Annotated in this window: 18 protein-coding genes; 6 read left to right on the top strand and 12 right to left on the bottom strand. The window is 69.7% G+C overall.

Going from position 1 to position 24423, the window contains the following annotated elements:
- Positions 1–182: 182 nt before the first annotated feature.
- Positions 183–1109 carry a heme o synthase gene (locus CRP27_RS01670; protein WP_097179036.1) on the bottom strand — a complete coding sequence of 309 codons (927 nt, stop codon included), beginning with the start codon at positions 1107–1109 and terminating at the stop codon, positions 183–185.
- 424 nt (positions 1110–1533) lie between these two features.
- Here CRP27_RS01670 and tkt point away from each other — a divergent pair, with 424 nt between their 5' ends.
- The 6 genes from tkt (at position 1534) to pgl (ending at position 9866) form a co-directional block, all read left to right on the top strand.
- Positions 1534–3627: a transketolase gene (gene tkt / locus CRP27_RS01665; RefSeq protein ID WP_097179035.1), complete on the top strand. Its 2094-nt coding sequence runs from the start codon at positions 1534–1536 to the stop codon at positions 3625–3627.
- A gap of 156 nt (positions 3628–3783) precedes the next feature.
- Entirely contained in the window at positions 3784–4896 is a 1113-nt protein-coding gene (gene tal, locus CRP27_RS01660; protein ID WP_097179034.1) for a transaldolase, read from the top strand.
- Positions 4896–6494 (top strand): glucose-6-phosphate isomerase, encoded by a 1599-nt coding sequence (locus tag CRP27_RS01655; protein WP_097179033.1) that lies wholly within the window; start codon positions 4896–4898, stop codon positions 6492–6494. Before tal ends, CRP27_RS01655 begins: the two co-directional genes overlap by 1 nt.
- A 23-nt stretch (positions 6495–6517) precedes the next feature.
- Positions 6518–8056, top strand: coding sequence for a glucose-6-phosphate dehydrogenase (gene zwf / locus CRP27_RS01650; protein WP_079236112.1), 1539 nt, complete (start codon positions 6518–6520; stop codon positions 8054–8056).
- Positions 8053–8997: a glucose-6-phosphate dehydrogenase assembly protein OpcA gene (locus CRP27_RS01645; protein WP_079236114.1), complete on the top strand. Its 945-nt coding sequence runs from the start codon at positions 8053–8055 to the stop codon at positions 8995–8997. Before zwf ends, CRP27_RS01645 begins: the two co-directional genes overlap by 4 nt.
- A gap of 98 nt (positions 8998–9095) precedes the next feature.
- Entirely contained in the window at positions 9096–9866 is a 771-nt protein-coding gene (gene pgl / locus CRP27_RS01640) for a 6-phosphogluconolactonase (protein WP_097179032.1), read from the top strand.
- Between the two features lie 235 nt (positions 9867–10101).
- Here pgl and CRP27_RS01635 read toward each other — a convergent pair whose 3' ends face one another.
- The 11 genes from CRP27_RS01635 to uvrB form a co-directional block, all read right to left on the bottom strand.
- Positions 10102–10467, bottom strand: coding sequence for an RNA polymerase-binding protein RbpA (locus tag CRP27_RS01635; protein ID WP_079236116.1), 366 nt, complete (start codon positions 10465–10467; stop codon positions 10102–10104).
- A gap of 3 nt (positions 10468–10470) precedes the next feature.
- Positions 10471–10722, bottom strand: a complete 252-nt coding sequence (gene secG, locus CRP27_RS01630; RefSeq protein ID WP_058727797.1) for a preprotein translocase subunit SecG — start codon at positions 10720–10722, stop codon at positions 10471–10473.
- A gap of 119 nt (positions 10723–10841) precedes the next feature.
- A complete protein-coding gene (tpiA, locus tag CRP27_RS01625) occupies positions 10842–11621 on the bottom strand; it encodes a triose-phosphate isomerase (protein ID WP_097179592.1) in 780 nt (259 codons plus the stop codon).
- On the bottom strand, positions 11618–12835 hold the full coding sequence (gene pgk / locus CRP27_RS01620) for a phosphoglycerate kinase (protein WP_097179031.1): 1218 nt from the start codon (positions 12833–12835) through the stop codon (positions 11618–11620). Before pgk ends, tpiA begins: the two co-directional genes overlap by 4 nt.
- Before the next feature lie 2 nt (positions 12836–12837).
- Entirely contained in the window at positions 12838–13842 is a 1005-nt protein-coding gene (gap, locus tag CRP27_RS01615) for a type I glyceraldehyde-3-phosphate dehydrogenase (protein WP_070416209.1), read from the bottom strand.
- 256 nt (positions 13843–14098) lie between these two features.
- Positions 14099–15079 (bottom strand): DNA-binding protein WhiA, encoded by a 981-nt coding sequence (gene whiA / locus CRP27_RS01610; protein WP_079236119.1) that lies wholly within the window; start codon positions 15077–15079, stop codon positions 14099–14101.
- Between the two features lie 75 nt (positions 15080–15154).
- On the bottom strand, positions 15155–16057 hold the full coding sequence (rapZ, locus tag CRP27_RS01605; RefSeq protein WP_097179030.1) for an RNase adapter RapZ: 903 nt from the start codon (positions 16055–16057) through the stop codon (positions 15155–15157).
- Between the two features lie 112 nt (positions 16058–16169).
- Entirely contained in the window at positions 16170–18239 is a 2070-nt protein-coding gene (gene uvrC, locus CRP27_RS01600) for an excinuclease ABC subunit UvrC (RefSeq protein ID WP_097179029.1), read from the bottom strand.
- Positions 18240–21269 carry an excinuclease ABC subunit UvrA gene (gene uvrA / locus CRP27_RS01595; protein WP_217990674.1) on the bottom strand — a complete coding sequence of 1010 codons (3030 nt, stop codon included), beginning with the start codon at positions 21267–21269 and terminating at the stop codon, positions 18240–18242.
- A 48-nt stretch (positions 21270–21317) separates the two neighbouring features.
- The gene (locus CRP27_RS01590; RefSeq protein ID WP_097179028.1) at positions 21318–22232 is read right to left on the bottom strand and encodes an SDR family NAD(P)-dependent oxidoreductase; all 915 of its coding nucleotides are present in this window, start codon (positions 22230–22232) and stop codon (positions 21318–21320) included.
- Positions 22222–24294: an excinuclease ABC subunit UvrB gene (gene uvrB, locus CRP27_RS01585; RefSeq protein WP_097179590.1), complete on the bottom strand. Its 2073-nt coding sequence runs from the start codon at positions 24292–24294 to the stop codon at positions 22222–22224. Before uvrB ends, CRP27_RS01590 begins: the two co-directional genes overlap by 11 nt.
- Positions 24295–24423: the final 129 nt, after the last annotated feature.

Raw genomic sequence — 24423 nt, 5'->3', positions numbered from 1 at the left:
CCTCCAGGCCGGTGGGTGGTCGCGTCGAGACCCCGCGGACCGCACGAGACGCCGCCGCACGCGCGAGGCCCCGCCGCGCGCACGAGACGCCGCCGCACGCGCGAGACGCCGCCGGATCCGGCGGCGTCTCGTCGAGGAGGCGGTGTCCCGCCCGGAGGGCGGTGTCCCGCCCCGGGGGCCGACTAGAAGGTGAAGACCTGCGGCAGCAGCGGGTCGATGCCCACGGCGATGAACAGCAGCGTCAGGTACGTGATCGAGCTGTGGAAGACGCGCATCGGCTGCACGTGCTCCACGTGCTGGATCGCCCGCGAGTACAGGCGGTGCGACTCGACGACGAACCAGATGCCGCCGGCCAGCGCGACGACCGTGTAGAGCGGGCCCATGTGGGCGACGGGGATGAGCAGCAGCGAGCAGACGAGCGTCGCCCACGCGTAGAGGACGACCTGCAGGCCGACGACCGTGCGACCGCGGACCACGGCGAGCATCGGGACGTCGGCGGCGTCGTAGTCGTCGCGGTACTTCATCGACAGCGGCCAGTAGTGCGGCGGCGTCCAGAGGAAGATCACCATGAAGAGGATGACCGGTGCCCAGGACAGCGAGCCGGTGACACCGGCCCAGCCGATGAGCACGGGCATGCAGCCGGCAGACCCGCCCCAGACGATGTTCTGCGGCGTGCGGCGCTTGAGCCACAGCGTGTAGACGAACACGTAGATGAGGATCGCGATGACGCTCAGGGCCGCGGCGAGCCAGTTCACGAGGAAGCCGAGCACCGCGGTGGACGCGACCCCGAGGACCCACGAGAACACCAGGGCCTCGCGGTCGGACAGCTCGCCGGTGACCAGCGGACGCGTGCTCGTGCGCTTCATCAGCCGGTCGATGTCGCGGTCGATGTAGCAGTTGAACGCCGAGGCGGACCCGGCCGACATCGCGCCGCCGAGCATCGTCCAGAAGACCAGCCACAGGTCCGGCACCCCGCGCTCGGCGAGGAACATCGTCGGCGCCGTGGTGACGAGCAGCAGCTCCATGACCCGCGGCTTCGTCAGCGAGACGTAGGCACGCACCTTGCGCGACAGCGTCGAGCGGGGTCGATCGGTGTCGGGCCGGGTCACGGTGGCAGTCGGCAAGGGAACCTCAGTCTGTTCGCGTCAGCTCACACGCTCGGTGGACGGCTCCGTCGTCGTCGGGGCGTGCGTCGACCCGGAATGCTCACGGGTCCCGGACAGTTTACGTGATGGAGGCGCTGCGATGATGCCCCGCCCCGCCATCCGGACCGAAGTCACCCACCGACACGCCCGGCCGACGGCGGGTCCTCCTGACGACGAGTGAACAACCGGCGTCACCTGAACACCCTCTGAGTGCATGGTCACTATGCTGGAGTCGCCCTCCCGCAGTGCGTGCCCCGATGACGTCGGCCGCGAAGAGCCGGTCGGCCGCCGCGAGACGGCGACCCGACGAAGGCCCCGGGATGGCGATCATGTCCGTGCGATGGCACGAGCCCTCGCACATGTCGCATCAAGAAGGGTCAACATCCAAGTGGCTGAATTCACCTGGGACGCCATCGACAGGAAGGCCGTCGACACGGCCCGCGTACTCGCCGCCGACTCGGTCGAGGCCGCCGGCAACGGTCACCCCGGCACCGCGATGAGCCTCGCGCCGGTCGCCCACCTGCTCTTCCAGAAGGTGATGCGTCGCGACCCCAGCGACTCCACCTGGATCGGCCGCGACCGCTTCATCCTCTCCGCCGGTCACGCCTCGATCCTCCAGTACGTGCAGTTCTACCTGCACGGCTACGGCCTCGAGCTCGAGGACCTCCAGCACCTCCGCAAGTGGGGCTCGAAGACCCCGGGTCACCCGGAGTACGGCCACACCGACGGTGTCGAGATCACCACGGGCCCGCTCGGCCAGGGCCTCGCCTCGGCCGTGGGCTTCGGTTACGCGCAGCGCTTCGAGCGCGGCCTGTTCGACCCGGAGACCGCCGACGGCGAATCGCCGTTCGACCACTTCACCTACGTGATCGCCGGTGACGGCGACATGCAGGAGGGCGTCACGAACGAGGCCGCGAGCCTCGCCGGCCGCCAGCAGCTCGGTCGCCTGGTCGTCTTCTACGACTCGAACCAGATCTCGATCGAGGACGACACCGACATCTCCTTTTCGGAGAGCGTCCCGGACCGCTACGAGGCGCTCGGCTGGCACGTCCAGACCGTCGACTGGAAGAAGACGGGCGAGTACTCGGAGGACGTCGAGTCCCTCTTCGCCGCGGTCGAGGCCGCCAAGGCCGTCACCGACAAGCCGTCGCTCATCGTCCTCAAGACGATCATCGGTTGGCCGTCGCCGACCAAGCAGAACTCCGGCAAGATCCACGGCTCCGCCCTCGGCGGCGAGGAACTGAAGGGCCTCAAGGAGGTCCTCGGCTTCGACCCCGAGCAGACCTTCCACGTCGACCCCGAGGTGCTCGAGTACACCCGTGGCGCCGTCGCCAAGGGCCAGGCGGAGCACGCCGAGTGGCAGAAGACCTTCGACGCGTGGGCCGCGGCCAACCCCGAGAAGAAGACGCTCCTCGACCGCATCAACGCCGGCGAGCTGCCCGAGGGCCTCGAGGAAGCGCTCCCGGTCTTCCCGACCGAGAAGGCCGTCTCGACCCGTGCCGCCTCCGGCAAGGTCATCAACGCCATCGCGCCGCTCATGCCCGAGTTCTGGGGCGGTTCGGCCGACCTCGCTGAGTCGAATCTCACCACGATCGAGGGCGCCAAGTCCTTCGGTCCGGTCGAGGCCTCGACCAAGGCGTGGAGCACCGACCCGTACGGCCGCGTGCTGCACTTCGGCATCCGCGAGCACGCGATGGGCTCGATCCTCTCCGGCATCGTCCTGCACGGGAACACCCGCCCCTTCGGCGGCACGTTCCTCATCTTCAGCGACTACATGCGCCCGGCGGTCCGTCTCGCCGCGCTCATGCAGGCGCCGGCGATCTACGTCTGGACGCACGACTCCGTCGCCCTCGGCGAGGACGGCCCGACGCACCAGCCGATCGAGCAGCTCAGTGCCCTCCGCGCGATCCCGGGTCTGGACGTCGTCCGCCCCGCCGACGCCAATGAGGTCGCGTACGCCTGGCTCGAGATGCTCAAGCACAAGGACCGCCCGGCCGGCATCGCGCTGAGCCGCCAGAACCTCCCCGTCTTCGAGCGCGGCGAGGGCGACGCCTCTGGTGAGGTCCTCGCCTCGGCGAAGAACGTCGCCAAGGGTGCGTACATCCTGGCCGAGGCGCCGAACGGCACCCCGGACGTGATCCTCATCGCGACCGGTTCCGAGGTCCAGATCGCCGTCGAGGCCCGCGAGCAGCTCAAGGCCGAGGGCATCAACGCCCGCGTCGTGAGCGCCCCGTCCCTTGAGTGGTTCCGCGCCCAGTCCGAGAACTACCAGGACCAGGTGCTCCCGAAGGACGTCACCGCCCGCGTGTCGGTCGAGGCCGGCATCGCCATGAGCTGGCGCGACATCGTCGGCGACAAGGGCCGCAGCGTCTCGATCGAGCACTTCGGTGCCTCGGCCGACTACCAGACGCTGTTCAAGGAGTTCGGTTTCACGACGGAGCACGTCGTGGCCGCCGCGAAGGAATCCCTCGCGGCTTCCTGACCCACCGAGGGCCGGGTCCGGTTCGCCGGATCCGGCCCTTCCTCCGGGAGGCGCGGCTCGGCCCCGCCACGCGTCTCCCGGTCCCCCAGACCCCGACTTCACGGCCTCCGTCACCTCCACGACGTCGGCCAGTCGATGAAAGAAGAAGAGAAACACATGGCTGAGAACACCCCCACCGCCGCCCTCTCCGCGGTCGGCGTGAGCATCTGGCTCGACGACCTCTCGCGCGAACTGCTCGAGACGGGCAAGCTCGAGCAGCTCATCGCCGAGAAGAACGTCGTTGGCGTCACGACCAACCCGACGATCTTCGCGTCGGCCCTCGCCAAGGGCGAGCGCTACGACGCGCAGGTCAAGGAGCTGGCCGCCGCCGGCACCGACGTGACCGACGCGATCTTCGAGATCACGACGCAGGACGTCGCGAACGCCTCCGACGTGTTCGCCGGCATCTACGCCGACACCAAGGGCTTCGACGGCCGCGTGTCGATCGAGGTCGAGCCGGGCCTCGCGCACGACACCGCCAAGACCATCGAGCAGGCCAAGTTCCTGTTCGACAAGGTCGGCAAGGAGAACGTCCTCATCAAGATCCCGGCGACGCTCGAGGGCCTCGAGGCCATCACCGAGGTCATCGGTGCCGGCATCTCGGTCAACGTCACCCTGATCTTCTCGCTCGAGCGCTACCGCGCCGTGATCGACGCCTACCTCGGTGGGCTCGAGAAGGCGAAGGCCGCGGGCCACGACCTCTCGAAGATCCACTCCGTCGCGTCCTTCTTCGTGTCGCGCGTCGACTCCGAGATCGACAAGCGTCTCGACGCCGTCGGCACCGACGAGGCCAAGGCCCTCAAGTCGAAGGCCGGCATCGCCAACGCGCAGCTCGCCTACCAGGTCTGGACCGAGGCGTTCGCCTCCGAGCGCGCCCTCGGCCTGCTCGAGGCCGGCGCGAACACGCAGCGTCCGCTCTGGGCTTCGACCGGTGTCAAGGACCCGTCCCTCCCCGACACGCTCTACGTGACCGAGCTGGCCGCGCCGAGCACCGTCAACACCATGCCGGGCAAGACGCTCGACGCCACGTTCGACCACGGTGAGATCCACGGCGACGCGATCGCCGGGTCGTTCGACGCCGCGCAGCAGGTCCTCGACCAGATCGCCGCCCAGGGCATCAGCTACGACGACGTCGTGGCGCTGCTCGAGAAGGAGGGCGTGGACAAGTTCAACGTCTCGTGGGGCGAGCTCGTCGACACCGTCAAGACGGCACTCGAGGGCGCCAAGTAGTGACGGTCTCCATCGCCGCCAGCGGTGACGCGGCGCGGGCCATCGACACGGTGGTCCCGCGCCTCGTCGCTGACCTGGTGGCCTCGGGCATCACCGCCCAGGACCCGGAGCTGTGGGGCCCGGACGCCGAGGCCGAGGCATCGAAGCGCCTCGGCTGGGTGGAGGCCGTCTCGGTCTCCCGCCCGCTCGTCGCCGAGGTCGTCGCCCTGCGCGAGTCGCTCCACGCCGACGGGATCGACCACGTCGTCCTCGCCGGCATGGGCGGCTCGTCGCTCGCACCAGAGGTCATCACCCGCACTGCCGGCGTCCCGCTGACCGTGCTCGACTCGACCGACCCGGCGCAGGTCCGTGCGGCGCTCGCGCACCAGCTCGACCGCACCGTGCTCGTCGTGTCCTCGAAGTCGGGTTCGACCCTCGAGACCGACTCGCAGCGCCGTGCGTACGAGCAGGCCTTCCGCGACGCCGGCATCGACCCGGCGCAGCGCATCGTCGTCGTCACCGACCCGGGCTCCCCGCTCGAGGCCGAGGCGACCGACGCCGGCTACCGGGTCTTCACCGCCGACCCGAACGTCGGCGGCCGCTACTCCGCGCTGACCGCCTTCGGCCTCGTGCCGTCCGGTCTGGCCGGTGCGGACATCGAGGAGCTCCTCGACGAGGCCGACGCAATCTCCGCACTGCTGTCGGTCGACATCGACGAGAACCCGGGCCTCGTGCTCGGCGCCGTCCTCGGTGGCACCGACCCGCTGCGCGACAAGATCGCGATCGTCCCGGACGGCACGCACATCGTGGGGTTCGGCGACTGGGTGGAGCAGCTGATCGCCGAGTCCACGGGCAAGAGCGGCCGCGGCCTGCTCCCCGTCGTGCTCGGCGTCGACTCCCCCGAGGTCACCGCGGGCCTGCCCGACGTGCAGGTCATCCGCCTCGTCGGATCCCGTGACGACGAGCGGCACGTCGCCGATGGCGAGGTCGAGATCACCGGCACGCTCGGTGGCCAGCTCCTCGTCTGGGAGTACGCCGTCGCGGTCGCCGGGCGTCTGCTCGGCATCGACCCGTTCGACCAGCCCGACGTCGAGGCCGCCAAGGTCGCGGCCCGCGCGCTGCTCGACGACCGCCCTGCGCCGACCGAACCCGCGTTCACCGAGGGCGGCATCGCCGTCCGCGCAACGCCGGACCTGACGGTCGGGACGACACTCGCCGACGCCGTGACGAGCCTCCTGGCCCGGATCGACGGCACCCGCTACCTGGCCGTGCAGGCCTACGTGGACCGCACCGCGAACCGCGACCTCGAGTCGCTGCGCGACGCCCTGGCGGCGCGCACCGGCCGCCCGGTCACGTTCGGCTACGGTCCGCGCTTCCTGCACTCCACCGGCCAGTACCACAAGGGCGGCCCGGCGAACGGCGTCTTCCTGCAGATCGTGGCCGCCGAGACGGACGACCTGGCGATCCCCGGTCGGCCGTTCACGTTCGGCCAGCTCATCCAGGCCCAGGCCTCCGGCGACGCGAGCGTCCTCGCGCAGCACGGCCGCCCGGTCCTGACCCTCACGACGACGGACGTCGCCGCTGCCACAGCAGCACTGGCATCCGCCGTCACCCTCTGACTCTCGAAGGAGTTCACCGACTCATGTCACCGGTGGCAATCACCCCGGAGCACAACCCGCTCCGGCTGCCGACGGATCGTCGACTGAACCGGATCGCGGGACCCAGCACCCTCATCATCTTCGGCGTGACGGGCGACCTGTCCCGCAAGAAGCTGATGCCCGCGGTCTACGACCTGGCGAACCGAGGGCTGCTGCCCCCGGGGTTCGCCCTCGTCGGGTTCGCTCGGCGTGACTGGGAGGACCAAGACTTCTCCCAGCTCGTCCACGACGCGGTCAAGGAGCACTCGCGCACCCCGTTCGACGAGGACGTCTGGCGTCAGCTCGAACAGGGCATCCGCTTCGTCCAGGGGTCGTTCGACGACCCGGAGGCGTTCCGCGAGCTCAAGCGCACCGTCGACACGCTGGACGCGGAGCGCGGGACGCTCGGCAACCACGCGTTCTACCTGTCCATCCCGCCGAAGATGTTCCCGGTCGTCACCGAGCAGCTCAAGCTGTCCGGGCTGACCGAGAAGCAGGACGGGTCGTGGAGCCGTGTGGTCGTCGAGAAGCCGTTCGGCTCCGACCTCCGCACCGCGCGCGAGCTGAACGCGATCGTGGAGAGCGTCTTCGCTCCCGACGACGTGTTCCGCATCGACCACTACCTCGGAAAGGAGACCGTCCAGAACCTGCTGACGCTGCGGTTCGCGAACCAGATGTACGAACCCATCTGGAACTCGAACTACGTGGACCACGTGCAGATCACGATGGCCGAGGACATCGGCGTCGCCGGACGTGCCGCGTACTACGACGGCATCGGTGCGGCGCGCGACGTCATCCAGAACCACCTGCTGCAGCTCCTCGCGCTCACCGCGATGGAGGAACCCGTCTCGTTCAAGGCCGCGGACCTCCGCGCCGAGAAGGAGAAGGTGCTCTCCGCGGTGCGGCTGCCCGAGGACCTGTCGACCTCCACGGCCCGCGGGCAGTACGCCGGCGGCTGGCAGGGCGGCGAGAAGGTGCTCGGCTTCCTCGAGGAAGCCGGCATGGACCCCGAGTCCGGCACCGAGACCTACGCCGCGATCAAGCTCGACATCGCGACCCGTCGCTGGCAGGGCGTCCCGTTCTACCTCCGCGCCGGCAAGCGTCTCGGTCGCCGTGTGACCGAGATCGCGATCGTGTTCAAGCGCGTCCCCGAGGACGTCTACGGCAACTCGCAGTCGCCGCTCGGTCAGAACGCGCTCGTCATCCGCGTGCAGCCGGACGAGGGCGTCACGCTCCGTTTCGGCTCGAAGGTCCCCGGCGTCGGCACCCAGGTGCGCGACGTGACGATGGACTTCGGCTACGGGCACGCGTTCACCGAGGCCTCGCCCGAGGCGTACGAGCGACTCATCCTCGACGTGCTCCTCGGCGACCCGCCCCTGTTCCCCCGTCACCAAGAGGTGGAACTGTCGTGGAAGATCCTCGACCCGATCGAGGAGTTCTGGGCCACGCAGGGCCAGCCCGAGCAGTACCGTCCCGGCACGTGGGGTCCGGCGTCCGCCGACGCCCTGCTCGCCCGCGACGGCCGGACCTGGAGGCGTCCATGAAGATCGACCTGCCGAACACCACGGTCTCGAAGATCCAGAAGAAGCTCGTCCACATCCGCGAGGAGGGCGGCGCCGTCGCCCTCGGTCGTGTCCTGACCCTCATCATCTCGACGGCCCTCGGCCACGAGGAAGAGGCGATCGAGGCCGCGAACGAGGCCTCGCGCGAGCACCCGATGCGCGTCATCATCGTGTCGAAGAACGACGGCGACACGAAGTCGCCTGGGCGCCTCGACGCGCAGATCCGCGTCGGGAGCGACGCGGGTGCGAGTGAGGTGATCGTCCTCCGTGCCTACGGCGAGACCGCGACCGACGAGGAGAGCCTGGTCACGGGCCTCCTGCTGCCGGACGCCCCCGTCGTGGCCTGGTGGCCGCAGACCGCTCCCGAGCGGCCGTCGGCCTCGGCACTGGGCCGCATCGCCCAGCGCCGCATCACCGACGCGGCCGCGCAGAAGGACCCGAACGGTGCGATCGAGGCCCTCGGCGCCTCGTACGTCCCGGGCGACACGGACTTCGCGTGGACCCGGCTCACCCTCTGGCGGAACCAGCTCGCCGCGGCGCTCGACCAGCCGCCGTACGAGCCGATCACCGCCGTCGAGGTCTCCGGCGCGTACGACAGCCCGTCGACGATCCTCCTCGCCGCGTGGCTGCAGCTGCAGCTCGAGGTGCCGGTGGCCGTCGTCACGTCGCCCCGTGCGACCGGGTCGAGCGGCATCCACGGCGTGAAGCTCGTGCGCGAGTCCGGCACCATCGAGCTCGAGCGGTCCCTGGTGGACGTCGCGACGCTCTCGATGCCCGGACAGCCGACGCACGACCTGTCGCTGCCGCGCCGCAACCTGCGCGACTGCCTGGCCGAGGAACTCCGTAGACTCGACCCGGACGTCCTCTTCGGAGACGTCGTCAAGCACGGGGTCCCCCAGCTGCGCGAGTCCATCGCCGGCTGAGCAAGCCCCACACGGCCGGGCCCCCTGCATCCGCACGGGGCCCGGTCGGACCGAAGGCGGTCGTACGACCGGTCGACCGCCACGAACACGGGAGTCACGTGACCAACGAACGGCGGGTGCTGGTGCACCCGGACAAGCAGGCCCTCGGCGCTTCGGTCGCCGCACGCTTCATCACGAAGATCATCGACGTGCTCGACGAGCAGGAGCGCGCGGACATCGCGATCAGTGGTGGCTCCGTGTCGTCCCTCGTCCTCGCCGCGATCGGCCAGTCGCCGGCGCGCGAGAGCGTCGACTGGTCGAAGGTGCACGTGTGGTGGGTCGACGAGCGCTGGGTGCCCGCGGGCGACGCCGATCGCAACATCACCGGCACGCAGACGGACTTCTTCGACCACGTCGACATCCCCGAGTCGAACATCCACCCGATCGCCGCGTCCGACGAGGGCATCTCCATCGAGGACGCCGCGACCCGCTACGAGCAGGAGCTGCACGCCGCCGCACCGGACGACGCCATCGCGCCCCGGTTCGACATCACGCTCCTCGGCGTCGGCCCGGACGGTCACACCGCCTCGCTCTTCCCCGAGTTCCCGCAGCTGTCCGTCACCGACCGCGTGGTCCTCGCGGTGGACGACTCCCCCAAGCCGCCGCCGCAGCGCCTGACGCTCACGTACCCGGCCATCAACGCCTCGCAGCGGGTCTGGGTCATCTTGTCCGGTGCCGAGAAGGCGTCGGTCCTCGGGCTCGCCCTCGCCGGTGCCTCCGTGGACGAGGTCCCCGTCGGTGGCGTCCAGGGCCGCAAGCGCACGGTGTTCTTCGTGGACCAGGACGCCGCGCGCGACGTCCCCGAGAACCTGATCGCGTCGACGTACTAGACGCGACCCCCTGACGGACGGGAGGCACGGTGCCAGCTGGCACCGCGCCTCCCGTCCGTTCGTGGTCCCGTCCAGGACCCGAGGTTCCGAAATCTCGGCATCCCGGCGCGCGAACGGGCCCGGATCGGAACCGCGGCGTCCCGCAGACGGCGAGTCGCGGAACCTCGCGACCGCTCCCGCGGACCACGAAGGCCCCCGCACCTGACGGTGCGGGGGCCTTCGGGCGCTTGGAGCGCTAGTCCTTCTTCGCGGTACCGCGACGCTCGCGCAGCTGCTGCAGCGCGTCCTCGAGGAGCTGCGCTGCCTCTTCCTCGGTGCGGCGCTCCTTCACGTACGCGAGGTGCGTCTTGTACGGCTCCGTCTTGGAGACCACGGGCGGGTTCTCCTTGTCGCGGCCGGCCGGGAGCCCGGTCGACGGCGAGTCCACCGTCTCGGGGATCTCCTCGTCCGGGAGACCGGCGGCGAAGTACCGCACGACCTCGTTGCCGAGGGCGTCCCAGTACGAGATCGCCACACGCTCGGCCTGGACCCCGCGGTCCTGCTCCCCCATCGGGCCCGCGCCGACGCGAGACCCTCGGATTGCACTGCCTCCGCTTGCCATGGATCAGCTCCCCGCCGTGAACTTGTTGATGAGACCGAGCACGATGATGGACACGATCCAGACCAGACCGAGGATCACCGTGATGCGGTTGAGGTTGCGCTCGGCGACGCCGGACGCCCCGAGGTTGCTCGTCACGCCGCCGCCGAACATGTCGGAGAGGCCGCCACCGCGGCCCTTGTGCAGCAGGATGAGGAGCGTGAGCAGGAGGCTCGTGATAGCGAGCAGGACCTGCAGCACGACGGAGAGAATCGCCACGACGTACCTTTCGTGTCAGTCAGCCATGCGAGTATACCGGCCCGGCGGACCGGACCGGGCCCGCAGGCCGGGCGTGGCTCAGGCCGGCCGTGCGGACACGGCCGGCCAGAGCGCGGTTGTCAGAGTCCGACGTGCTGCCGGAAGCGCGCGATCGCCGCGAACTCCTGCACGTCGAGCGAAGCGCCACCGACGAGCGCGCCGTCGATGTCGGGCTCGCGGAGGAAGCCGGCGATGTTGCCGGACTTCACCGAACCGCCGTAGAGCACACGGGTCTCGGCGGCAGACTCGTCGCCCCAGGCCGCAGCGATCCCGCGACGCAGTGCGGCGCAGTCCTCCTGGGCCTGCTCGGCGGTCGCGGCCTGGCCGGAACCGATCGCCCACACGGGCTCGTACGCGACGACGATCTCGGACGGCTTCACGGCGTCGAGGACGACCTTGAGCTGCTCGACCGGCACGACACCGGCGCCGCGCTCCTCGCGCTGCTCGCCCGTCTCGCCGACGCAGACGACCGGCACGAGTCCGTGCTTGACGGCCGCAGCAGTCTTCGCCGCGACGACCTCGTCGGTCTCCCCGTGCAGCGTGCGCCGCTCGGAGTGCCCGACGATGACGTACTGCGCGTCGAGGGCCGACAGGAACGCACCCGACACGTCACCCGTGAAGGCACCAGAGTCGTGCTGCGACAGGTCCTGCGCGCCGAAGCGGATCGGGAGCTTGTCGGCCGAGATGAGCGTCTGCACGCTCCGGAGGTCGGTGAAGGGCGGGAACACCGCGACCTCGACGTCGTCGAAGTCGTGGCGCGCGTCCTTCAGCGTCCACGCGAGCTTCTGCACCGTGGCGATGGCCTGGAGGTGGTCCAGGTTCATCTTCCAATTGCCGGCGATCAGCGGCGTACGGGTCATCGGGTCCACCCCAGGGCTTCGAGACCGGGGAGCGACTTGCCCTCGAGGAACTCGAGGCTCGCCCCGCCGCCGGTCGAGATGTGTCCGAACTGGTCGTCCGAGAACCCGAGGGACCGGACGGCGGCAGCGGAGTCGCCACCGCCGACGACACCGAGGCCGTCGACCTCGGTGAGCGCCTGCGCGACGGTCTTCGTGCCGGCGGCGAACGCCGGGAACTCGAACACGCCCATCGGGCCGTTCCAGAACACCGTCTTCGAACCGGACACGGCCGAGGCGAAGCGCGCCGCCGTCTCCGGGCCGATGTCGAGACCGATGCCGTCGGTGCCGAACGAGGACGACTCGATGGCGTCCGCGGAGACCGTCTCGTGCTGTGCGTCGGCCGCGAACCCGGAGGCCACCACGACGTCGGTCGGCAGGTCGATGGTGACACCGAGCTCCTCCGCCCGCGAGAGGTACTCGCGGACCACGTCGAGCTGATCGGCCTCGAGCAGCGACTTCGCGACCCCGTGGCCCTGGGCCGCGAGGAACGTGAAGAGCATCCCGCCGCCGATGCACAGGGTGTCCACCTGCGGCAGGAGGTAGTCGATGACGCCGAGCTTGTCGCTGACCTTCGACCCGCCGAGCACGACCGTGTACGGCCGTTCCGGGGTCGTCGTCAGTCGCTCGAGCACGCCGAGCTCGGTCTCGATGAGCGACCCCGCTGCACTGGGCAGCGCGGACGCGAGCTCGTAGACCGAGGCCTGCTTGCGGTGCACGACACCGAAGCCGTCCGACACGAAGGCGTCCCCGAGGGCCGCGATGCGGTCCGCGAAGCCGCCGCGCACGGCGGCGTCCTTCGAGGTCTCCTCCGGGTTGAAGCGGAGGTTCTCGAGCAGCAGGACGTCGCCGTCCTCGAGGGCCCCGGCGGCCGCGGTCGCCTCGTCACCGACGGTCTCGCCGACGAACGTGACCTCCTTCCCGAGCAGCTCGGAGAGCCGCTGACCGACCGGCGCGAGCGAGAACTCCGGCTTGGGCTCACCGTCGGGGCGGCCCAGGTGGGAGATCACGATGACGCGCGCGCCGGCGGTGATGAGGGTGTTCAGGGTGCCCAGCGACGCCCGGACACGCCCGTCGTCCGTGATCACGCCGTCCTTGAGCGGGACGTTGAGATCGCAACGGACGACGACGCGCTTGCCGGAGAGGTCGCCGAGGTCCTCGAGGGTGCGGAGAGTCATGCTCAGAGTCGCTCGCCCACGTACTCGGTCAGGTCGACGAGGCGGTTCGAGTAGCCCCACTCGTTGTCGTACCACGAGGTGATCTTCACGAGGCCGCCGATGACCTTGGTCAGGCCGGAGTCGTAGATCGAGGAGTGCGGGTCCGTGGTGATGTCGGTCGACACCAGCGGGTCCTCGCTGTAGAGCAGGATGCCCTTGAGGGGGCCCTCAGCGGCCTCCTTGTAGGCGGCGTTGATCTCGTCGACCGTGACCTCGGACTTGGTCTCGAGCGTGAGGTCCGTGATCGAGCCGGTGGGGACCGGGACGCGGAGCGCGAAGCCGTCGAGCTTGCCCGCGAGCTCCGGGAGGACGAGGCCGATGGCCTTCGCCGCACCCGTGGAGGTCGGGACGATGTTCAGGGCAGCGGCGCGGGCACGACGCGGGTCCTTGTGCGGACCGTCCTGGAGGTTCTGGTCGGCGGTGTAGGCGTGGACCGTGGTCATGAGGCCACGCTCGATGCCGAACTTGTCGTGGAACACCTTGGCGAGCGGCGCGAGGCTGTTCGTGGTGCAGGACGCGTTCGAGATGATGTTGTGGTTCGCCGGGTCGTACTGGTCCTCGTTCACGCCGAGCACGATGGTGACGTCGTCACCCGTGGCCGGAGCGGAGATGATGACCTTCTTGGCGCCGGCGTCGATGTGCTTCTGCGCGTCGGCGGCCTTGGTGAAGAACCCGGTCGACTCGATGACGATGTCGACACCCAGCTCGCCCCAGGGGAGGTTGGCGGGGTCGCGCTCCGCGAGGACCTTGATCGCCTTGCCGTCGACGACGATGTTGTCGCCGTCGAGCTCGACCGTTGCCGGGAGCTTGCCGGTGATGGAGTCGAACTTCAGCAGGTTCGCGAGCGACGCGTTGTCGGTGAGGTCGTTCACCGCCACGATCTCGAGGTCGCTGCCCTTGGCCAGTGCGGCCCGGAAGAAGTTACGGCCGATGCGGCCGAAGCCGTTGATACCGATCTTGACGGTCAATGGATCTCCTGGTGGGTGTGGAGCGCCCAGGGGGCGCTGCTTTCGGAGTCACAGGCCCTTCGGGCCCGCGTGTGGTGGACGATACGCCCCGTAACGTCGCCGTAACGACCCTAGCAGTCGGACACTGCCAGACCGTGCGGGATGACGGTCCGTCCGGACGGTCGCGAGCGGTGCCCTGGACGCACCCCACGAACGGACGGGAGGCGCGGTGCCAGCTGGCACCGCGCCTCCCGTCCGGTGGTCGGAACGTGACCGATCAGGCCCCCTCGAGCTCCTCGGGAACGCTCGCCTCGGTCCCGGGGATGCCGAGGTCCGACGCCTTCTTGTCGGCCATCGCGAGCAGTCGGCGGATGCGACCGGCGATGGCGTCCTTCGTCATCGGCGGATCGGCGTGCTGCCCGAGCTCGTCGAGCGAGGCGTCGCGGTGCTGCAGCCGAAGGGATCCGGCGTACTTGAGGTGGTCCGGGACCTCGTCGTCGAGGATCTCGAGCGCGCGCTCGACCCGGGCACAGGCGGCGACGGCGGCTTGTGCGGAACGGCGGAGGTTCGCGTCGTCGAAGTTGACCAGGCGGTTCGCGGTGGCGCGGACCTCGCGGCGCTGGCGCATCTCCTCCCACTCGGCGGTGGTGCGCGCGGCACCCATCACGGTGAGCATCTGACCGATGGCCTCGCCGTCGCGGATCACGACGCGGTGCACCCCGCGGACCTCACGGCCCTTGGCGGCGATGCCGAGTCGCGAGGCGGCACCCACGAGCGCCATCGCTGCCTCGTTGCCGGGGCAGGTGACCTCGAGCGCGGCGGCCCGACCCGGGTCGGTGAGCGTGCCGGCGGCGAGGAACGCACCGCGCCAGATCGCGGCGAGGTCCTCGCGGTTGCCGGTGGTCAGCCGGTTCGGCAGGCCGCGGACCGGACGGCGGCGGGCGTCCATGAGCCCCGTCTGCCGGGCGAGGGTCTCCCCCGCCTCGAGCACGCGCACGAGGTACCGGGTGCCACGACGGGCGGACGCGGACGACCCCACCGACGCCTCGCTCCGCACGCCGTACAGCTCGGCGAGGTCCTTGCGCACACGGTGCACGATGATCCGGGTGTCGAGTTCGACCTCGACCGCGATCCGGCCCGAGATGACGTGCAGGCCGCCCGCGAACCGCAGGATGGTCGCGAGTTCGGCGGCGCGGACCGTGTTGCGGTTCACGACGACCCGGGCCAGTTCGTCCTTGACCTCGGCAGTCAACGGCACAGCATCATTCCTAACGTTTCTTCTGGTGGGGTCCGCGTGCCCGGCGCACGTCGTGTGGAGCGGCCGGAGGGACGGTCACTCCCGGCCGAGATCTCGGTTCTTCACACGCACGGCGACGTCGGGCATCCCGCGGAGGATGTTCGCCAACTCGGCGACGATGGCGACCGAGCGGTGCTTCCCGCCGGTACAGCCGATGGCGATCGTAGCGTGTCTTTTGTTCTCGCGCTGGTACCCCTCGAACACCGGCTCGAGGACGGAGGCGTAGCGGTCGACGAACGGACGGGCCCCCGGCTGGGCGAGCACGTAGTCCGAGACCGGTCGGTCCAGGCCCGTGTGCGGCCGGAGTTCCGGGACCCAGTAGGGGTTCGGCAGGAACCGGACGTCCGCCACCATGTCGGCGTCGGCGGGCAGCCCGTACTTGAAGCCGAAGCTCATCAGCGTCACCTGAACACCCACGAAGTGGTCGTCGGCGAACTGTTCGGTGACCGCGTTCGCGAGCTGGTGGATGTTGAGGTCGGACGTGTCGATCACGACGTCGGCGGCCTCACGCAGTGCCGCCAGCCGAGCGCGCTCTCGGGAGATCCCGTCGAGCAGGGTGTCCTCGCCCTGCAGGGGGTGCGGTCGGCGGACCTGCTCGAAGCGTCGGACGAGGACGGCGTCCGTGGCCTCGAGGAAGAGCACGCGGACCCGCGCCGTCGCCGACTTCCGGACCTGTTCGACGGCCTGTTCCGGCTCCGTGAAGAACCGCCCGCCGCGCACGTCGACGACGGTCGCGATCTTCGGGATCTTCTCGCCGGCGCGGTCGGCGAGCTCGGTCAGCGGCGCGAGCATCTGGGTCGGCAGGTTGTCGACCACGTACCAGCCGAGGTCCTCGAGGGCCTTGCCGACCGTGGACCGACCGGCGCCGGACATGCCGGTGACGATGAGGATGTCGTGCTGCTGCGGCGATCGTGTCGCTGCCTGGGCGCTGTCGGTCATCTGGGAGTGGGCTCCGTCGTGGCGGCCCGGGCGCGGCGCGTGTGTCGTTCCGGCTCGGGGAGGTCTCGGCTGCAGACCAGGCTATCGCCCGGACGGGAGGCGCGGGGCGGCGTCACGACGGAAGGTGCGGTCCGTCGTGGGTCACCTCGGGGACCCGCACCGGGCCCCCTGGGAGCGGCTGGCCGTCCGGTTCGGGTGCGCTGGGCGACTCCGGAGCGCTGCCTGGTTCCGGAGCGCTGCCCGGCTCCGGGGCGCTGCCCGGCTCGGGGGCGCTCGTCGCGGGTGCGCTCGTCGGGGTCTGCGCCAGTTTCGTGACGACCGCTGCGGCCGTCGCCGGCCCCACGCCGTTCACCGCACTGATCTCGTCGGCGGTGGCCTCACGCAACCTGGCGACCGACCCGAAGTGCTTCAGCAGGGCGTTGACGCGCGTCGGACCGAGCCCGGGGATCTCCGACAGCCGCGACCGGACGTCGCGCTTCCGACGCGTCCGCTGGTGCGTGATGGCGAACCGGTGCGCTTCGTCACGGATGCGCTGGATGAGGAACAGCGCTTCGGAGTTGCGCGGCAGGATCACCGGGAAGTCGTCGTCGGGCAGCCAGAGCTCCTCGAGCCGCTTCGCGATCCCGACGAGCGCGATGTCGTGCACGCCGGCATCGTCCATCGCGCGCTTCGCGGCCTGCACCTGCGGCTGACCGCCGTCGACGATGAGCAGCTGCGGACGGTACGCGAAGCGCTTGGTGGGCTTCGACCCCTCGATCACCTCGTCGCTCGTGACGTCCGGGACGTCGGGCAGTTCGGCGTCCTCGTCCAGGCGCGCGAGGCGCCGGCTGAGGACCTGGTACATGCTGTCGGTGTCGTCGGTCGTCTCGGCGATCGAGTAGCGCCGGTACTGGTCCTTGCGGGGCAGACCGTCCTCGAACACGACCATCGAGGCGACGACGTTCGTGCCCTGCAGGTGCGAGATGTCGTAGCACTCCATGCGGAGCGGCGCCTCGGTCATGCCGAGGGCGTCCTGGATGTCCGCCAGCGCGGCGGAACGGGTCGTGTAGTCGGCCGAGCGCTTCGTCTTGTAGAGCATGAGCGCCTGCGCCGCGTTCTGCGCCGCGGTCCGTGCGAGACCCGCTCGGTCACCGCGCTGGGCCGTGCTGAGCTTCGTGCCGCGCCCACCACGGCGTTCGCTGAGCCACTGTTGCAGGGCGTCGGCGTCCTCCGGCAGCTCGGGAACGACGACCTCGCGCGGGGGTTCCTCGTTCGCGTACTGTCCCTGCACGATCTGCTCGATGAGGTCGCCCGTCGAGATGTCGAGCTCCTTGTCGACCACCCACCCGCGGACACCACGGATGCGGCCACCCCGGACGGAGAACAGCTGCACAGCGGCCGCGAGTTCGTCCTCGGAGATGCCGAAGAGGTCGAGGTCCACCGAGTCCCGGAGCACCACGGCGGACTTCTCGAGCACGGCCTCGAGGGCCTCGACCTGGTCGCGGAACTTCGCTGCCTGCTCGTACTGCATCGCGTCGGCCGACGCGGCCATGCGCTGCCGGAGCTGCGTGATCACCCGCCGGTCGTAGCTGCCCATGAAGCGGACGAACTCCTCGACCATCGCCCGGTGCTCGGCGATCGTGACCTTCTGCGAGCACGGACCGCCGCACTTGCCGATCTGGCCCGGGAAGCACGGCTTGCCGGTCTGCATCGCCTTCTTGTACGACGAGTCCGAGCAGGTCCGGATCGGGAAGACCTTGATCATCAGGTCGATCGTGTCGTGCACGGCCCAGATCTTCGGGTAGGGCCCGAAGTACTTCGCGCCCTTGATCTTCCGGTTCCGCGTGACCATCACCCGCGGGGACTCCTCGCCCAGGGTGATCGCCATGTACGGGTAGGACTTGTCGTCGCGGAACTTGACGTTGAACGGCGGATCGAACTCCTTGATCCAGGTGTACTCGAGCTGCAGCGCCTCGATCTCGGAGCCGACGGTGGTCCACTCGACACTGCGCGCCGTGAGGACCATCCGCCGCGTCCGCTCGTGCAGCGTGGGCAGCGGCGCGAAGTAGTTGCTCAGCCGCGCACGGAGGTTCTTCGCCTTGCCGACGTAGAGCACCCGGCCGGCTTCGTCGCGCCAGCGGTAGACGCCCGGGTCGGTCGGGATCTCACCGGCCTTCGGGCGCCACGGGACGGTGTCCGCCACCTACCGCGCACCCGCCTTCTGCTTGCTCGTCTTCGGCGCCTTCTGCGTGGCCGTTCGTGCGCCGACCGCCTGCTGCTTGCCCACGCGGGCGTCCTGCGCGTCGAAGATCTCCTTGAGGAAGACCCCCGTGTGGCTCTCGGGCACGTTCGCGACGTGCTCCGGGGTGCCGGTCGCCAGGACCGTCCCGCCACCGGAACCGCCCTCTGGACCCATGTCGATGAGCCAGTCCGCCGACTTGATGACGTCGAGGTTGTGCTCGATCGTGATGACGGTGTTGCCCTTGTCGACCAGGCTCTGCAGCACCAGGAGGAGCTTCCGGACGTCCTCGAAGTGTAGACCCGTCGTCGGCTCGTCGAGCACGTAGACGGTCCGGCCGTTCGAGCGCCGCTGCAGCTCGGTCGCGAGCTTCACGCGCTGCGCCTCGCCACCGGAGAGGGTCGTCGCGCTCTGCCCGAGCCGCACGTACCCGAGCCCGACGTCGACCAGGGTCGCCATGTAGCGGTGGATCGCGGAGATCGGTTCGAAGAACTCGGCTGCCTCGCTGATCGGCATGTCGAGGACCTCGGAGATGTCCTTGCCCTTGTAGTGCACCTGCAGCGTCTCGCGGTTGTAGCGCGCACCGCCGCAGACCTCGCACGCGACGTAGACGTCGGGCAGGAAGTTCATCTCGATCTTGATCGTGCCGTCGCCGGAGCAGTTCTCGCAGCGACCGCCCTTGACGTTGAAGCTGAAGCGACCGGGCTGGTACCCGCGCGCCTTCGCCTCTGGTGTCTCAGCGAACAGCTGTCGGATCCGGTCGAACACGCCCGTGTACGTCGCCGGGTTCGACCGCGGCGTGCGACCGATCGGCGCCTGGTCGACGTGCACGACCTTGTCGAGCTGGTCGAGGCCCTTCACCCGCGTGTGCTTGCCGGCGATGTGCCGAGCGCCGTTGAGCTGGTTGGCGAGCACCTTGTAGAGGATGTCGTTGACGAGCGTCGACTTGCCCGAGCCACTCACCCCGGTGACCGCGGTGAAGACGCCGAGCGGGAAGTCCGCGTCGATCGACTTGAGGTTGTTCGCCCGCGCTCCCTGCACACTGATCGTGCGCTTCAGGTTGACCGTGCGGCGCTCCGCGGGGACCTCGATCGCGCGTCGGCCGGCGAGGTAGTCCCCCGTGATCGACTCGCGGTTCTCGATGATCCCCTCGTACGATCCGGAGTGCACGACGTTGCCGCCGTTGACGCCCGCGCCGGGGCCGATGTCGACGACCCAGTCCGCCGTGCGGATGGTGTCCTCGTCGTGCTCGACGACGATCAGGGTGTTCCCGAGGTCCTTGAGCTTCACCAGGGTGTCGATGAGTCGACGGTTGTCGCGCTGGTGCAGCCCGATGCTCGGCTCGTCGAGGACGTACAGGACGCCGGTCAGGCCGGAGCCGATCTGCGTCGCGAGACGGATGCGCTGGGCCTCGCCGCCGGACAGGCCACCGGCGCCGCGGGCGAGCGTGAGGTAGTTCAGACCGACCTCGAGCAGGAACTCGAGACGGGCCCGGATCTCACGCAGGACCGCTGCGGCGATGTGCGCTTCGCGGTCCGTCAGGGTCAGGCTGTCCATGAACGCGTACGCGTTGTCGAGGGACATCTCGGTGACGTCGGCGATGCTCCGACCGTCGACCGAGACCGCCAGGACCTCGGGCTTGAGTCGTGTGCCCTCGCAGACCGGGCACGGGACCTCGCGCAGGTAGCCCTGGAAGCGCTGCCGCTGCGAGTCCGACTCGGCCTCGGCGAACTTCCGCTCGATGTAGGGCATGACGCCCTCGAACCCGCTCGTGTACCGCATCTCGCGGCCGAAGCGGTTCCGCCAGGACACCGACACCTGGAAGTCCTTGCCGGTGAGGATCGCTGCCTGCACCGACGCGTCGAGCTTGTTCCACGGGGTGTCCAGGTCGAAGCCGAGCTCCTTGCCGAGACCGGCCAGGAGCTTCTCGAAGTACGAGTAGAGCCCGCTCGTGCCGGTCCAGGGCAGCAGCACGCCGTCCCGCAGGGATGCCTCGGGGTCGCCCAGCACGAGGTCCGGGTCGACGGACATGCGCGTGCCGAGGCCGGAGCACTCCGGGCAGGCGCCGAACGGTGCGTTGAACGAGAAGGTCCGGGGCTCGATCTCGGTGAGCGCCAACGGGTGGTTGTTCGGGCACGACAGGTTCTCGGAGTAGGTCCGGACCGCACCGGGGCCCTCGGCGTCGACGAGGTCGATCGCCACCGTGCCGTCGGTCAGGCGCAGCGCCGTCTCGAGGGAGTCGGTGAGGCGGCCGAGGATGTCCTCGTTGGCGACCAGGCGATCGACGATCACCGAGATGTCGTGCTTGACCTGCTTCTTGAGCTTCGGCGGGTCACTGAGCTGGATGCGCTCCCCGTCGACGATCGCGCGGGCGTACCCGGACGCCGCGAGCTCCTGGAAGAGGTCGACGAACTCGCCCTTCTTCTTGGAGATGACGGGCGCGAGGACCTGGAAGCGCGTGCCGGACTCGAACTCCATGAGCTGGTCGGCGATCTGCTGCACGCTCTGCTTGCTGATCACCTCGCCACAGACGGGGCAGTGCGGGATGCCGATGCGCGCCCACAGCAGACGCATGTAGTCGTACACCTCGGTGATGGTGCCGACGGTCGAGCGCGGGTTGCGGTTCGTCGACTTCTGGTCGATCGACACCGCGGGCGACAGCCCCTCGATGAAGTCGACGTCGGGCCGGTCGACCTGTCCGAGGAACTGGCGCGCGTACGCCGAGAGTGACTCCACGTAGCGGCGTTGCCCCTCGGCGAAGATCGTGTCGAACGCGAGCGAGGACTTGCCGGATCCGGACAGGCCGGTGAACACGACGAGCGAGTCCCGCGGGATCTCGAGGTCGACGTCACGCAGGTTGTGCACGCGAGCACCGCGCACGCTGAGCGTGGAGGTGCTGTGGGGTGCCGTCCCGCCGGGGAGGTGGAGGTCAACGGGCTCGCCGAAGGCGTTCCGGCCCGAGGTCGAGGTACCGCGGTCAGAGGTGATGGTCATCGTCGTCGATTCTACGAAGCGGCACCGACATTCGGCCGCGATGGACGGTCAGACGAGTGCGTCGAGAGCGAACGCGACCCCGGAGGCCCGCTCGCTCGCTGCCCAGAGGCGGGCTGCCTCGGTGCGGTCGTGGGCCTTCGGTTCGGCTCGGACGACGGCCGCCGGCCCGCGCAACTGCATCCAGCCGGCGGGCCCCCAGTACTGCCCGGAACGGACTCCGGCGCCCACCGCGGCGTGCACCAGCGGGTCGGCGCCGCCGTCCTTGCCCTGGGCGTACAGCCGCTGCGCCGGGCGGGTCCACGCCGGCTCCGACCGCGATGCCGCGATGTCCGGTCGTTCCGGGGCGAGGACGTCGAGCGAGAACCCCGGGTGCGCGACGACGCTGGCGACGGTCGATCCGGCGTCCGCCAACCGTTCGGCGAGCTCGAAGCCGAAGAGCATCACCGCGAGCTTGCTGCGGCCGTACTGCCGGTAGCTCGAGTAACGGCCGGCCCCGAGCGGGTCCACGCGGTCGAGTCGAGCCCACCGGTGGGCGATCGACCCGAGGTGCACCACCCGCCCCGACCGTGCCTCGAGCAGCGGGAGCGTCAGCGCCGTCCACGCGAAGTGTCCCAGGTGGTTCGTGCCGATCTGCAGCTCGGTGCCCTGCGGCGTGGTCTGCATCGTGCCGGAGCCGACGACGCCGGCGTTGTTCAGGATCGCGTCCACCCCGGCGGGCTCGAGCCGCCCGAGCTCGTCGGCGCCCGCCCGGACGCTGTCCAGGTCGGCCAGATCGAGGTGCACCTGCCCGAGGTCGGCGTCCGGCACGTGGCGGCGGATGCTCCGCTCGGCCGCTGCGGCACGGGAGGCGCTGCGCGTCGCGAGCACCACCCGGTGCCCAGCTGCTGCGAGCTGCTCGGCCGCGAAGTACCCGAGGCCGGCGCTCGCCCCCGTGACGACGACCGTTCGGCGGTCAGCTGACATGGCCGGCGGACTCCATCTGCCGCAGCGCCTTCTTGAGGTCCTGCACCTCGTCGCGCAGCCGGGCGGCCAGCTCGAACTTCAGCTCGGCCGCGGCCTGGAGCATCTGGCCGTTGAGGTCGCCGATGGTCGCCTCGAGCTGGGTCGCGCCCTCGCCCGCGATGCCGCCGCGCTTCAGGTTCGGCGTGGGCGAGCGGCGACCGTCGGCACCGGGACGACCTTCGAGTAGCGCCTTCGTGTCGTCGTTCTCGCGCGCCAGCACCTCGGTGATGTCGGCGATCTTCTTGCGGAGCGGCTGGGGATCGATGCCGTGCTCGGTGTTGTACGCGACCTGCTTCTCGCGGCGACGGTCCGTCTCCTCGATCGCCTGCTGCATCGAGTCGGTCATCTTGTCGGCGTACATGAGCACCTGGCCCGACACGTTCCGGGCGGCGCGACCGATGGTCTGGATGAGCGACGTCGACGACCGCAGGAAGCCCTCCTTGTCGGCGTCGAGGATGGCGACGAGGGAGACCTCGGGCAGGTCGAGGCCCTCGCGCAGCAGGTTGATGCCGACGAGCACGTCGTAGACGCCCTGGCGGAGCTCGGTCAGGAGCTCCACGCGCTTGAGGGTGTCGACGTCGGAGTGCAGGTACCGGACCCGCACGCCGGCGTTCCCGAGGAAGTCGGTGAGTTCCTCGGCCATCCGCTTCGTCAGCGTCGTCACGAGCACACGCTCGTCCTTGTCGACGCGCTGCTTGATCTCCTCGAGCAGGTCGTCGATCTGGCCGTCGCTCGGCTTCACGACGATCTCGGGGTCGATGAGGCCCGTCGGGCGGATGATCTGCTCCACCACGCTGTCGGTCACACCGAGCTCGTAGCGCCCAGGCGTCGCCGACAGGTACACCTTCTGCCCGGCGCGGTCGAGGAACTCCTCCCACGTCAGCGGGCGGTTGTCGAGCGCGCTCGGCAGGCGGAACCCGTGCTCGACGAGGGTGCGCTTGCGGGAGGCGTCGCCCTCGTACATCGCGCCGATCTGCGGCACCGTGACGTGCGATTCGTCGATCACGATGAGGAAGTCGTCGGGGAAGAAGTCGAGCAGGCAGTGCGGTGCCTCACCCGCGGAACGGCCGTCCATGTGCCGCGAGTAGTTCTCGATGCCCGAGCAGAAACCGATCTGCTCCATCATCTCGATGTCGAACGTGGTGCGCATCCGCAGCCGCTGGGCCTCGAGCAGCTTTCCCTGGCCCTCGAGCTCGGCGAGCCGTTCGGCGAGTTCTTCCTTGATGGTCCCGATGGCGCGGTGCATGACCTCGGTGTCGGCGACGTAGTGCGACGCCGGGAAGATCGACACCGCGGGCATGTCCTCGATCACGTTGCCGGTGAGCGGGTGCAGGTACGACAGCGCTTCGACCTCGTCACCGAACATCTCGATGCGGATCGCGTGCTCCTCGTACATCGGGATGATCTCGAGGGTGTCGCCACGGACCCGGAACGTGCCGCGGGCGAAGTCGACGTCGTTGCGCTGGTACTGCATCGCGACGAACTTGCGGACGAGCTGGTCGCGCGAGATCGTCTGGCCGACGTGCAGCGCGACCGAGGCGTTCATGTACTGCTCCGGCGTCCCGAGGCCGTAGATGCAGGACACGGTCGAGACCACGACGACGTCACGCCGGCTCAGCAGCGAGTTCGTCGTCGAGTGCCGGAGGCGCTCGACCTCGGCGTTGACCGAGGAGTCCTTCTCGATGAAGGTGTCCGTCTGCGGGACGTACGCCTCGGGCTGGTAGTAGTCGTAGTAGGAGACGAAGTACTCGACCGCGTTCTCGGGCAGCAGGCTGCGGAACTCGTTGGCGAGCTGGGCCGCCAGCGTCTTGTTGTGCGCGAGGACGAGCGTCGGCCGCTGCACCTGCTCGATGAGCCAGGCGGTGGTCGCGGACTTGCCGGTACCGGTCGCGCCGAGCAGCACCACGTCGGTCTCACCGGCGTTGATGCGCCCCGCGAGTTCGGCGATCGCCGCGGGCTGGTCGCCGCTCGGCGAGTACTCGCTGATGACCTCGAACGGGCGGACCGCGCGCGTGGGCTCGATTGACACTGCCATGGGTTCAACGGTAGTCGGGACCCCTGACACCGGAGCCGTCTGCTCGCCCTCGGCGTATCGTCCGTCCCAGGCAGGCTCCAAGACGGCTGATAGCGAACGGGCATAGCCTCCGATCCG

This window comes from Curtobacterium sp. 314Chir4.1, assembly GCF_900215175.1.
Classification (GTDB): Bacteria; Actinomycetota; Actinomycetes; order Actinomycetales; family Microbacteriaceae; genus Curtobacterium; species Curtobacterium pusillum_A.
This window is presented reverse-complemented; position numbering and strand designations above follow the sequence as displayed.

Excerpts from the sequence above, each read along its gene's own strand:
- zwf (WP_079236112.1), top strand. The coding sequence starts at position 6,518 with ATGTCACCGGTGGCAATCACCCCGGAGCACAACCCGCTCCGGCTGCCG.
- rapZ (WP_097179030.1), bottom strand. The coding sequence starts at position 16,057 with ATGACCGACAGCGCCCAGGCAGCGACACGATCGCCGCAGCAGCACGAC.
- CRP27_RS01645 (WP_079236114.1), top strand. The coding sequence starts at position 8,053 with ATGAAGATCGACCTGCCGAACACCACGGTCTCGAAGATCCAGAAGAAG.
- pgk (WP_097179031.1), bottom strand. The coding sequence starts at position 12,835 with ATGACTCTCCGCACCCTCGAGGACCTCGGCGACCTCTCCGGCAAGCGC.
- uvrA (WP_217990674.1), bottom strand. The coding sequence starts at position 21,269 with ATGACCATCACCTCTGACCGCGGTACCTCGACCTCGGGCCGGAACGCC.
- tpiA (WP_097179592.1), bottom strand. The coding sequence starts at position 11,621 with ATGACCCGTACGCCGCTGATCGCCGGCAATTGGAAGATGAACCTGGAC.
- tal (WP_097179034.1), top strand. The coding sequence starts at position 3,784 with ATGGCTGAGAACACCCCCACCGCCGCCCTCTCCGCGGTCGGCGTGAGC.
- CRP27_RS01590 (WP_097179028.1), bottom strand. The coding sequence starts at position 22,232 with ATGTCAGCTGACCGCCGAACGGTCGTCGTCACGGGGGCGAGCGCCGGC.
- CRP27_RS01635 (WP_079236116.1), bottom strand. The coding sequence starts at position 10,467 with ATGGCAAGCGGAGGCAGTGCAATCCGAGGGTCTCGCGTCGGCGCGGGC.